General features: G+C 42.0%; 14 protein-coding genes. All 14 read left to right on the forward strand.

Annotated elements, in window-relative coordinates:
* Positions 1–92 precede the first annotated feature (92 nt).
* The 14 genes from A3GW_RS0105835 to A3GW_RS0105900 all read left to right on the forward strand — a co-directional run bounded on the left by A3GW_RS0105835 (position 93) and on the right by A3GW_RS0105900 (position 9456).
* Positions 93–551 (forward strand): KGG domain-containing protein, encoded by a 459-nt coding sequence (locus A3GW_RS0105835; protein ID WP_018368368.1) that lies wholly within the window; start codon positions 93–95, stop codon positions 549–551.
* On the forward strand, positions 541–1851 hold the full coding sequence (locus tag A3GW_RS0105840) for a PBSX family phage terminase large subunit (RefSeq protein ID WP_018368369.1): 1311 nt from the start codon (positions 541–543) through the stop codon (positions 1849–1851). Before A3GW_RS0105835 ends, A3GW_RS0105840 begins: the two co-directional genes overlap by 11 nt.
* Before the next feature lie 10 nt (positions 1852–1861).
* Positions 1862–3394, forward strand: coding sequence for a phage portal protein (locus A3GW_RS0105845; RefSeq protein WP_018368370.1), 1533 nt, complete (start codon positions 1862–1864; stop codon positions 3392–3394).
* Positions 3395–3469: 75 nt separating this feature from the next.
* A complete protein-coding gene (locus tag A3GW_RS0105850) occupies positions 3470–4618 on the forward strand; it encodes a phage minor capsid protein (protein ID WP_026216618.1) in 1149 nt (382 codons plus the stop codon).
* 145 nt (positions 4619–4763) lie between these two features.
* Complete coding sequence (locus A3GW_RS0105855) at positions 4764–5327, forward strand: phage scaffolding protein (RefSeq protein WP_018368372.1); 564 nt, start codon at positions 4764–4766, stop codon at positions 5325–5327.
* Between the two features lie 17 nt (positions 5328–5344).
* Positions 5345–6226: a hypothetical protein gene (locus A3GW_RS0105860; RefSeq protein WP_026216619.1), complete on the forward strand. Its 882-nt coding sequence runs from the start codon at positions 5345–5347 to the stop codon at positions 6224–6226.
* Positions 6227–6236: 10 nt separating this feature from the next.
* Positions 6237–6500, forward strand: coding sequence for a hypothetical protein (locus A3GW_RS0105865; RefSeq protein ID WP_018368373.1), 264 nt, complete (start codon positions 6237–6239; stop codon positions 6498–6500).
* A gap of 42 nt (positions 6501–6542) precedes the next feature.
* Complete coding sequence (locus tag A3GW_RS0105870) at positions 6543–6944, forward strand: hypothetical protein (protein WP_018368374.1); 402 nt, start codon at positions 6543–6545, stop codon at positions 6942–6944.
* On the forward strand, positions 6934–7260 hold the full coding sequence (locus A3GW_RS0105875) for a putative minor capsid protein (RefSeq protein WP_018368375.1): 327 nt from the start codon (positions 6934–6936) through the stop codon (positions 7258–7260). Before A3GW_RS0105870 ends, A3GW_RS0105875 begins: the two co-directional genes overlap by 11 nt.
* On the forward strand, positions 7260–7628 hold the full coding sequence (locus tag A3GW_RS0105880) for a minor capsid protein (RefSeq protein WP_018368376.1): 369 nt from the start codon (positions 7260–7262) through the stop codon (positions 7626–7628). Before A3GW_RS0105875 ends, A3GW_RS0105880 begins: the two co-directional genes overlap by 1 nt.
* Entirely contained in the window at positions 7628–8035 is a 408-nt protein-coding gene (locus A3GW_RS0105885) for a minor capsid protein (RefSeq protein ID WP_018368377.1), read from the forward strand. The genes A3GW_RS0105880 and A3GW_RS0105885 overlap by 1 nt, the downstream gene beginning before the upstream one ends.
* Before the next feature lie 4 nt (positions 8036–8039).
* Positions 8040–8498, forward strand: a complete 459-nt coding sequence (locus A3GW_RS0105890) for a phage tail tube protein (RefSeq protein ID WP_018368378.1) — start codon at positions 8040–8042, stop codon at positions 8496–8498.
* A 2-nt stretch (positions 8499–8500) separates the two neighbouring features.
* On the forward strand, positions 8501–8869 hold the full coding sequence (locus A3GW_RS0105895; RefSeq protein ID WP_018368379.1) for a hypothetical protein: 369 nt from the start codon (positions 8501–8503) through the stop codon (positions 8867–8869).
* Positions 8869–9456, forward strand: a complete 588-nt coding sequence (locus A3GW_RS0105900) for a Gp15 family bacteriophage protein (RefSeq protein ID WP_018368380.1) — start codon at positions 8869–8871, stop codon at positions 9454–9456. Before A3GW_RS0105895 ends, A3GW_RS0105900 begins: the two co-directional genes overlap by 1 nt.
* Positions 9457–9464: the final 8 nt, after the last annotated feature.

The following is a 9464-nucleotide window of genomic DNA, read 5'->3' on the forward strand; positions in this document are numbered from 1 at the left end:
AAAAAATCCGTAAAAATACCCCTTTTTTATAACCTATACTGAAATCATGAGTAGTTTACTTGTGATTTTTTTGTTGGAAAGGGGGTCTGAAATTGCCAAGAGATGGAACTAAAAATTTGAAGTCATTAAAAGACCGAACAACAGATGAACAACGGAAAATTGCATCAAAAGGCGGTAAAGCATCAGGGGTAGCTAGACGAAAAAAAGCAGAGTTAAAAAAAGCTCTGAATATCGTTTTGACCTCTAAAGTACATCAACCTAATTTAGCAAAGTTGCTAGAAGATATGGGCTATGAAAACTCTTATGAGATGGCTATTGTTTTTTCAATGGCTAATAAAGCCACTCAGGGAGATGTTAGAGCTGCTGAATGGATTAGTAAGTTAATGGATAATGAAAAAGATGACCTAGACCGCCAAGAGCAGCGTGAGCGTATTAAATCGCTCAAGTTGGACAACAAGGAGCGTGAAAGTGTAGGCAAGACCTCAAGTAGCCCTATTATAATTGTTGATGAATGGGCTGATGAGCTAGAGGGGGCGACAGATGACCTTTAATGTGCAAGAAAATGTCAACCCTCATTTCAAGCCAGTATGGGTGTCTAGGTTGCCATACAATGTCTTGAAGGGCGGGCGTAACTCCTTTAAATCATCAGTGATTGCGTTGAAGCTAGTCTATATGATGCTTAGGTACATCAGAGCGGAAGAAACTGCAAATGTGGTCGTTATCCGCAAAGTAGCAAATACTATCCGAGATAGCGTGTTTAATAAAATTTGGTGGGCAATTAATCTTTTTGGGATAGCTGATGAATTTGATAAAACAGTAAGCCCGTTTAAGATTACTCACAAAGATACAGGGTCGTCGTTTTACTTCTATGGGCAAGACGATTTTCAAAAGCTCAAATCAAACGATATTGGCAATATCATTGCTGTTTGGTATGAAGAGGCGGCAGAATTTAGTAACCAAGAGGATTTTGACCAATCTAACGTTACTTTCATGAGGCAAAAGCACCCTAGAGCAAAATTTGTGCAATTTTTTTGGAGTTACAACCCGCCACGAAATCCATACAGTTGGATAAATGAGTGGTTTGAGAAGATAAAGACCAATAAGAACTATCTGGCTCACTCTAGTACTTACTTAGATGATGAGCTAGGTTTTGTTACAGAGCAGATGCTAGAGGATATAGAGAGAATTAAAGAAAATGACTTTGATTATTACCGCTATCTTTATTTGGGTGAGGCTGTTGGTCTAGGTAACAACGTTTATAATATGTCCACCTTTCATGCTATTGAGGCTCTACCAAGCGATGACAGATTGATTGGTATATCATTTGCCCTGGACGGTGGACACCAGCAGTCAGCCACCGCCTGTTGTGCATTTGGCATCACTGCCAAAGGAAAGGTAATCTTGCTTGATACCTGGTATTATTCACCAGCAGGGCAAGTTGTTAAAAAAGCACCAAGCCAGCTATCAACAGAGATTTACTATTTCACAACTAAGGTGGTAGGGCAGTACAAAGTACCTGTCTTGCAATACACCATAGACAGTGCAGAGGGTGCTTTACGAAACCAAATGTACCTTGATTTTGGTATCAGATGGCATCCAGTAGCTAAATTAAAGAAAGTAACAATGGTTGATAGTTTCCAATCTTTACTAGCTCAAGGGAGATTTTATTATCTTGATACTGAAAATAATAAGGTATTTATTGAAGAACACAAAATGTATAGATGGGATGAAAAGACTATCAAATCAGATAATCCAAATGTTATTAAAGATGATGACCATACTTGTGATACAGCTCAGTATTTTGTGTTGGATAACGCAAAGATACTTGGATTACGAGTAGGCAACGCATAAGGAGGGCGATATGAGCCTAATTCAGAAAGTAAAAGACTTTTTCAACCGTGGGAGGTATAACATGACAACAGCTAGCCTAAACAGTATTCTTGACCACCCTAAGATTGCTGTTACACAAGATGAATTTGACCGTATCCAGCAAAATTTGAGCTATTACCAGTCGAATTTTGATAATATCACTTATCTCAATACAGACGGCGACAGCAAGACAAGAAAGATGAACCACTTGCCTATTGCACGCACCGCCGCTAAGAAGATTGCCAGCCTAGTATATAACGAGCAGGCAGAAATCACGTCAGATGATGAGAGATTAAAGGACTTTCTCAATGATATGTTGGGCAACGACCGATTTAACAAGAATTTTGAGCGCTACCTTGAAAGCTGTCTAGCTCTTGGTGGGCTGGCTATGCGTCCTTATGTGGATGGCGATAAAATCCGTGTGGCATTTGTCCAAGCACCAGTATTTTTGCCGTTGCAGTCTAACACTCAAGATGTATCAAGTGCAGCTATCTTGACAAAGAACATCAAATCAGAGGGCAAACAGAATGTGTATTACACACTTGTTGAGTTCCATGAATGGGTAACTAAAGATGGGCAAGAGGTGGGCAGTACCAAAGATAAGAGCCTCTACCGCATTACTAATGAGCTATACAAATCCACTAACATTGACCGTCTAGGGGAACGTGTGAGCTTGTCAGAGCTTTATACAGACCTTGAGCCAGTAACGGTGCTTAAAGACCTATCACGCCCTCTATTCACTTACCTAAAGACCCCAGGAATGAATAACAAGGACATTAACAGCCCTTTGGGTCTGTCTATCTTTGATAATGCCAAGACCACCATTGATTTTATCAATCGTACCTATGATGAATTTCTCTGGGAGATTAAGATGGGGCAACGCAGGGTAATTGTGCCAGAGCAATTAACCAAGCTAAAAATACAAAATGAAGATGGGTCAATCTCTATGAAACGCCGCTTTGATGTAGAGCAAAATGTTTATATGCAGATTGAGGCAGGGGGTATGGACAAAGGCAGTATCATTGATATTACTACTCCTATCCGCTCATCGGACTATATTTCAGCCATTTCAGAGGGGCTAAAACTCTTTGAGATGCAGATTGGGGTATCTAGTGGTATGTTTACTTTTGATGGTCAAGGGGTCAAGACGGCGACCGAGATTGTCAGTGAGAACAGCGACACCTACCAAATGAGAAATAGCATTGTGGCATTGGTTGAGCAGTCTATAAAAGAGCTTTGTGTCTCTATGTGTGAGCTTGGCAAGGCTGTCGGTCTGTATAAGGGTAATATTCCTAGTCTTGACGATATTTCAGTTAATCTTGATGATGGGGTCTTTACTGACCGACATGCAGAGCTTGACTATTGGGCTAAAATGGTTGCCTCTGGCTTTGCTAGTCAGAAAAGGGCTATTGCTAAGACCCTCAACATCACAGAGGATGAGGCAGAGAAAGAATTGGCAGCTATCAACGGCGAATTACCGCCAGAGAATGATGCCGAGCTTGCTATATATAGTGAAACGCACTAGGAAACAGTAAAAATACAGTAGAAAATGGCGATTAACACCAAAAATAGCCCTAAAAAAGCAATAGAGGGGGTAGAAATGGGGGATAAACGACAAACACCCACCATCAATGACCAGCAATTTTCGTTACAGATGCAGGCTGTCACAGACATCTATGCTAAGATGCAGATTGAGCTGTTTGACAGCATGATTAAACGCTTGATAAAAAGGGGTGCGGCTGACTTACAAGCCAACCCTTATATCTGGCAACTAGAAAAGTTGAATGAGATGCACATGCTCAATGAGGAAAACCTAAAAACCATTGTAGAGCGTGCAGGTATTGCAGAGGAGCTTTTGCGTGAGGTCATCGCTAACGAGGGGCTAAAGGTCTATAAAGACACTAAGGAGCAACTAGAGGAGGAGATGGGGCAATCTAGGAGTGGCAAGGTCAGGAATGGTGTTACAGACAGCCTAGAGGCTTATACATCCCAAGCAATCAGTGACCTCAATCTGATTAACTCAACCCTACCAGACAGCATACAGGCGGTTTACAAGTCTGTCGTGGAGCATACGGTAGCTCAAGTAGTGGCTGGCACAATGACATCTGACCAAGCCTTAAAAAAGACCGTCATGCAATGGCAGAAGAAGAATTTTACAGGATTTGTGGATAAAGCAGGGCGTGAGTGGCGAGCGGATAGTTATGCTAGGGCTATCATCAAATCCACGACTTACAAGGTCTATAATGAAATGCGGACTAGACCAGCAGAAGAAATGGGGATAGATACTTTTTACTACTCAATCAAAATGAGTGCTAGACCAGCGTGCAGCCCTCTTCAAGGTCAGATTGTAACCAAGGGGCAAGGTAGAACAGAAAAAGGTATTATAGTCCATAGTTTGCTTGATTATGGTCTAGGTACGGCTGGCGGTTGTTTGGGTGCCCATTGTGGGCATTATCTGACACCGTTTATTATTGGAGTAAATGAGTTGCCAGAGTTACCAGATTATCTGAAAGACTTGACACCAGAGCAGGCAGAGGAAAATGCAAGGATTGAGGCAAAGCAGAGAGCATTAGAGCGTAAGATTAAAGACCATAAAGAGCGTTTGCACTATGCAACGACAATGGGAGATGCTGACTTGATGCAGTCTGAACGGCTTGCAGTCAGAATGTATCAAGGAAAAATTAGAAACCTTGTTGATAATTATGACTTTTTGCATCGTGATTACACTAGAGAGCGGATTTATAACTAAAAAAAGGGGTGTTACCTACGGTAATGCCCTTTTTGCGTGTCTAAATGTGGAAAAAATCCCATTCATTCAAGGTTAAACTGAAAAAGTAAATAATATTTTGCTTGAGGTGGGGGTTCGCCACCTAAAAAAGGACTAGGAGGAAAACATGCCATTTACAACAGAGGCTTTGCTCAATCTTGGATTGACAGAGGAACAGGCTAAAGAAGCCTTTGCGTTGAGAGGTAAAGACCTCAACGAGGACAAATCAGCCTTAGACACTATCACCAAAGAGCGTGACAGCCTAAAGGACCAGTTGCAACACGCCAACACTCAACTTGAAACGTTGAAAGCAGCCGAGACCACAAGTTCTGAGACTAAACAGGCTCTTGAGAAGTTACAAGCTGAATACGACAAACACAAGGCAGAGGCGGAGGCTAAACTTGCACAAACTCAAAAGGTCAATGCTATCAGTCTTGCTTTGCGAGATACAAAGGCACACAATCCAGAAACCTTGATGAAATTTATTGATGTTGATGCTGTTGAGCTTGACGAAAACGGCAAACCAAAACTAGATGATGTCATCAATGGTCTCAAGGAGAGCGACCCTTATCTTTTCCAAGCAGAAGAAGATAGCACACCTAACCCAAATATTGTGCCGCCAGGCAATCCATCTGCCAGTGGCGCAGGAAAAGTAGACCCATTCCAAGCAATCATTGATGGGTATAAATAAGAGAAAGGAGATTAGACATGCCAGCTAATCAAAACAACGCTGCCCGCCGCTACGAAAAAGAGTACAAGGGCATTTTATCGACGGTATTTGGTGTACGTGCCGCCTTTGCGGGTGCTTTGGCACAAATCCAAATCCTAGACGGCGTACAGGAGAACGCTAAAGCATTCTCACTAAAAACCAATAACACGCCAGTTGTTATTGGCACTTATGCAACAGGTGCTAATGACGGAGGCTTTGGAGATGGTTCAGGTGCAAATTCACGCTTTGGCAATCTTACCGAAATCAAGTACGAAAACACCGATGTCGAGTACGACTATACACTTGCTATCCATGAGGGTCTTGACCGTTACACGGTAAACAATGACCTTGCTGCTGCTATCGCTGACCGTCTGAAATTACAATCAGAGGCACAGACACGCCAAATGAATACCAAGATTGGTAAATTCTTGTCTGATGCCGCAGGGCAAACAGAGGCACTTGCTGACTTTACCGAAGAAAAGGTAAAAGCCTTGTTTAACAAGGTATCAGCCTATTACATCAACAAAGAAGTGACCGCACCAGTCGCTATCTATCTACGCCCAGAACTGTACAATGCTATCATCGACATGACAGCTAACACATCAGCTAAAGGCTCAAGTGTATCTATTGATAATAATGGTCTTGCACGTTACAAAGGCTTTGCTTTGGTCGAGACACCAGCCCAATATTTCCCAAGTGGTACTATTGCGGTATTTTCACCAGATGGCATTGTCATTCCATTTGTTGGTATCTCAACAGCCCGTACTATCGAGGCAACAGAGTTTGACGGTGTGAAATTGCAAGCAGCCGCTAAAGGTGGCACTTATGTCTTAGATGACAATAAGAAAGCCATCGTTAAAGTCACAGGTACTGTTGTCTAGGAGGTGAAACATGGCGCTTTACAGAGCAACTAAAAACCTTGTTTTTTCAAAACTTGATAAGTCCGTCATTGTTGACGAGACTATCGAGCTTGAGCCAGATTACGCTGAACAGGTCAACAAAGACCTCAAGCTGACTTTCCCAGATGTCCCAGCAGTGCTTGTGGCAGTTGATGCTGATGAGAGCATCAAGACTGAAAAGCCTAAAAAGGCATCGACACGCAAACCAAAGGCAGAGGTAGAACCATCTAAAGATGATGAGGTTGTACCAGACTAAATAAGGGGGTGTAAGCCCCCTTTATTGAAAAGGAGGGAATGCATGACCCAAATCAATCAACACTATATCACTAAAGATGAGTTTGCAGCATTAGGCTTTGATGATGTAGCTGACTTTGACAAGTTGGCTAATCGAGCTAAGATTGCGATTGACCTTTACACAAACGGTTTTTACAGTCATACAAACTTTGAGAGAGATATTGCCTATCGCAAAAGTGCTGTCAAGTTGGCTATGGCGTTTCAAATCGCTTATCTTGATGTGTCTGGCATCACAACAGCTGATGATAAGCAAGCTCTATCTAGTGTTGCTATTGGTCGTACATCTATCTCTTATGCCAACTCACAAGGCAAGGCAGGTCAGCAATTCAACCTTTCGCTGGATGCAGAAAATGTCTTGAAACAAGCAGGCTTTAGCCTCATTGTTGGAGTTGACTATGATAGATAAACGGCTATTGACTGATACTATTTCTGTCCGAAAGGTTGCGGGCAAGAATGATTATGGAGATGAAAGTTACTCTGACCCATTGGATATTAAACCAGTACGGTTTGATAGGTCGGTGCAGGTTGTGGGTACTAACAACTCTAAAACACGGCAGAAAGTCGGAAAAGTATTCATCTACCCTAGATTTGTTGATGTGACAGTTGATGATAGTTGGCTGGGTGCGTTGGTCAATGACGGGGTGCGTGATTACCTTGTTACTGGTTATGAGGTCAATACCCTTAACGGTAAAATTTTCAGTTATGAGGTGGAGGTTATCTGATGGCTAAAGGATTTGTTACCCATGCCCACGTTGACCTTGGAGGCGTCACTAAAAAAGTATCACCAGGGGCAGTAAGGAGAGGCCGGCAAGCAATGGCTAATCAAATCTTGTTGGATACAACTCACTATGTACCTTTTTTAGGCGAAGGTATCCCAACGCTGAGAGCTAGTGCGACTATTGGCTTACAAGGTGAGACTGTCAACTGGAATACTGTTTATGCTAGAGCACAATTTTACGGTACAAATGGCATTGTGATTTTTAGAGAGTACACAACACCAGGTACTGGTAAAAACTGGTATGTAAAGGCTAAAAACAAGCACCTTGACCAGTGGAAAGATACAGCCGTTGAGGCTATGGGGCTTAAATAATGCAGAACAATAAAAATTTTCAAGATGTGCTACTGGCACACGTTAATCAGATAACAGATTTGTCGTTGAGAGCTAGGCTAGATTATTTCAAAGATGATGCAGATGATTTGGTTATCAACGCTTTGCACGGCGGAACTGTTGATAAAGAGTATATGGACGGTACTAGGGAGGTCTCACTACCTTTTGAGGTTGCGATTAAGTGCAAGAGCAATCAGAAAGCAAGTGACACTATTTGGGCTATCTGCGGAGAGTTAGCAGATGCAGATATTGACCTGCCTAGTACAGACAACTCTTATACATTTTTATCATTGAAAGTGGACAAACCAGGAATAAACGGTAGAGATGAGCAAGGTTATTTTGTCTATACCTTAAACATTACAGCAAAATTAGAAATCACAGGAGGATAAACACATGGCACGCATGAAGAACGCCAAGCGCAAACATGAGATTGCACCATTCGACCCTAAAAACCCAACAACAGAGCCTGGCTCTGATGCTTGGAAACGAATAGCCAAGTACATTGAGACTATTGATGATGAAACAGATGAAGATACCGATGACACAGGCTACTATGATGGAGACGGTACGCCAGAGGAAACGGTGCTTTCTGTTGTCGGTGGTTACTCATTTGAGGGTATCTTTGACCCAGAAGATGAGGCACAAGCTATGATTGCTGCGATGAAGTACAAAACAGGCGATGCACGCCGTGTATGGCATCGTGTAACTACGGCTGACGGTAAAAAGACCTATACACAGGTTGCTAACGTGTCTGAAATCAAGGCGGGTGCAGGTGATGCGACAGCTTACGAAGAATTTGGCTGTACTATCAAATGGATTAAAGAGCCTATTGAGAAAGGTATTGGTGGCTAAGCATGGCAAATATTTTTAATCTTAACAGCAATGATGATGTTATCGTCTTTAATCTTGGCGGTCTCGCGTTGGAATTTCATCCAACAGATGAGAAGTCTAAAGAGCTATCAGACAAGGCACTTGAGCTGAAAGAGAAAGCAGAGAGTGTCACAGAGGGTGATGAGTGGGAAGACCGCCGCACCATTAAAGAGCTGTTAGATGATTTCTTTGGTGTGATGTTTGATGCCGGCACGCCAGAGAAAATCTATGAAGCAGCAGGTAAGAACACTTGGAGTTATCTCAAGGTATTCTTACAGATTGCAGATGCTGTCATGACTACCAAGCAGAAACAAGAAAACGATGAAACATTTAAGAAGTATCTTGCTGAATAATGTTTGATATTTCCAAGAAAATTGATGACAAGCTGGTACTAAATAACAAAGAGTATCAGCTTTTCTTGTCGTTTGATAGGGTCTTATGGATTTTTGAGATGTGGGGTAAGGACTATATCCCAATGGAGTTAAAACCTAAATTAGCACTAGCTAAACTAACTGATGATGAGAGTTTCAAAGATTTAGATGTAGAGACAGCTATGGCGGTCTATGTTGAGGTTTTTGAGAAACACATACAGGTTGTTAGAGCTATTGATGAGGTTGACCGCTACGACATCGAGGGTAATTTACTACCTAAAAAGCCTAAAGATGACCCAGATAACGATGAGTCGCCCCTTTATTCAATCAAATATGATGGTGAGTACATTTTTTCATCGTTTATGCAAGCCTATCACATTGATTTGATTGAGGCACAGGGGCAGTTACATTGGCAGAAATTCAACGCTTTACTATCTGGATTGCCAGATGGAACAAAGTTAGTTGAAGTAATGAAGATTAGGGCATGGAAACCTCAAAAAGGAGAGAGTGCCAAAGAAAAACGGCGAATGCAAGAGTTACAGGAACAGTACGCATTGCCCAATATTTAGAAAGCGAA

It is taken from the genome of Streptococcus entericus DSM 14446 (assembly GCF_000380025.1).
Lineage (GTDB): Bacteria > Bacillota > Bacilli > Lactobacillales > Streptococcaceae > Streptococcus > Streptococcus entericus.

What these genes read in the sequence shown, in the direction of transcription:
- A3GW_RS0105870 (WP_018368374.1), top strand. Translation starts at nt 6,543, where the DNA reads ATGACCCAAATCAATCAACACTATATCACTAAAGATGAGTTTGCAGCA.
- A3GW_RS0105875 (WP_018368375.1), top strand. Translation starts at nt 6,934, where the DNA reads ATGATAGATAAACGGCTATTGACTGATACTATTTCTGTCCGAAAGGTT.
- A3GW_RS0105855 (WP_018368372.1), top strand. Translation starts at nt 4,764, where the DNA reads ATGCCATTTACAACAGAGGCTTTGCTCAATCTTGGATTGACAGAGGAA.
- A3GW_RS0105880 (WP_018368376.1), top strand. Translation starts at nt 7,260, where the DNA reads ATGGCTAAAGGATTTGTTACCCATGCCCACGTTGACCTTGGAGGCGTC.
- A3GW_RS0105895 (WP_018368379.1), top strand. Translation starts at nt 8,501, where the DNA reads ATGGCAAATATTTTTAATCTTAACAGCAATGATGATGTTATCGTCTTT.
- A3GW_RS0105885 (WP_018368377.1), top strand. Translation starts at nt 7,628, where the DNA reads ATGCAGAACAATAAAAATTTTCAAGATGTGCTACTGGCACACGTTAAT.
- A3GW_RS0105865 (WP_018368373.1), top strand. Translation starts at nt 6,237, where the DNA reads ATGGCGCTTTACAGAGCAACTAAAAACCTTGTTTTTTCAAAACTTGAT.
- A3GW_RS0105845 (WP_018368370.1), top strand. Translation starts at nt 1,862, where the DNA reads ATGAGCCTAATTCAGAAAGTAAAAGACTTTTTCAACCGTGGGAGGTAT.
- A3GW_RS0105900 (WP_018368380.1), top strand. Translation starts at nt 8,869, where the DNA reads ATGTTTGATATTTCCAAGAAAATTGATGACAAGCTGGTACTAAATAAC.
- A3GW_RS0105840 (WP_018368369.1), top strand. Translation starts at nt 541, where the DNA reads ATGACCTTTAATGTGCAAGAAAATGTCAACCCTCATTTCAAGCCAGTA.
- A3GW_RS0105850 (WP_026216618.1), top strand. Translation starts at nt 3,470, where the DNA reads ATGGGGGATAAACGACAAACACCCACCATCAATGACCAGCAATTTTCG.
- A3GW_RS0105890 (WP_018368378.1), top strand. Translation starts at nt 8,040, where the DNA reads ATGGCACGCATGAAGAACGCCAAGCGCAAACATGAGATTGCACCATTC.
- A3GW_RS0105860 (WP_026216619.1), top strand. Translation starts at nt 5,345, where the DNA reads ATGCCAGCTAATCAAAACAACGCTGCCCGCCGCTACGAAAAAGAGTAC.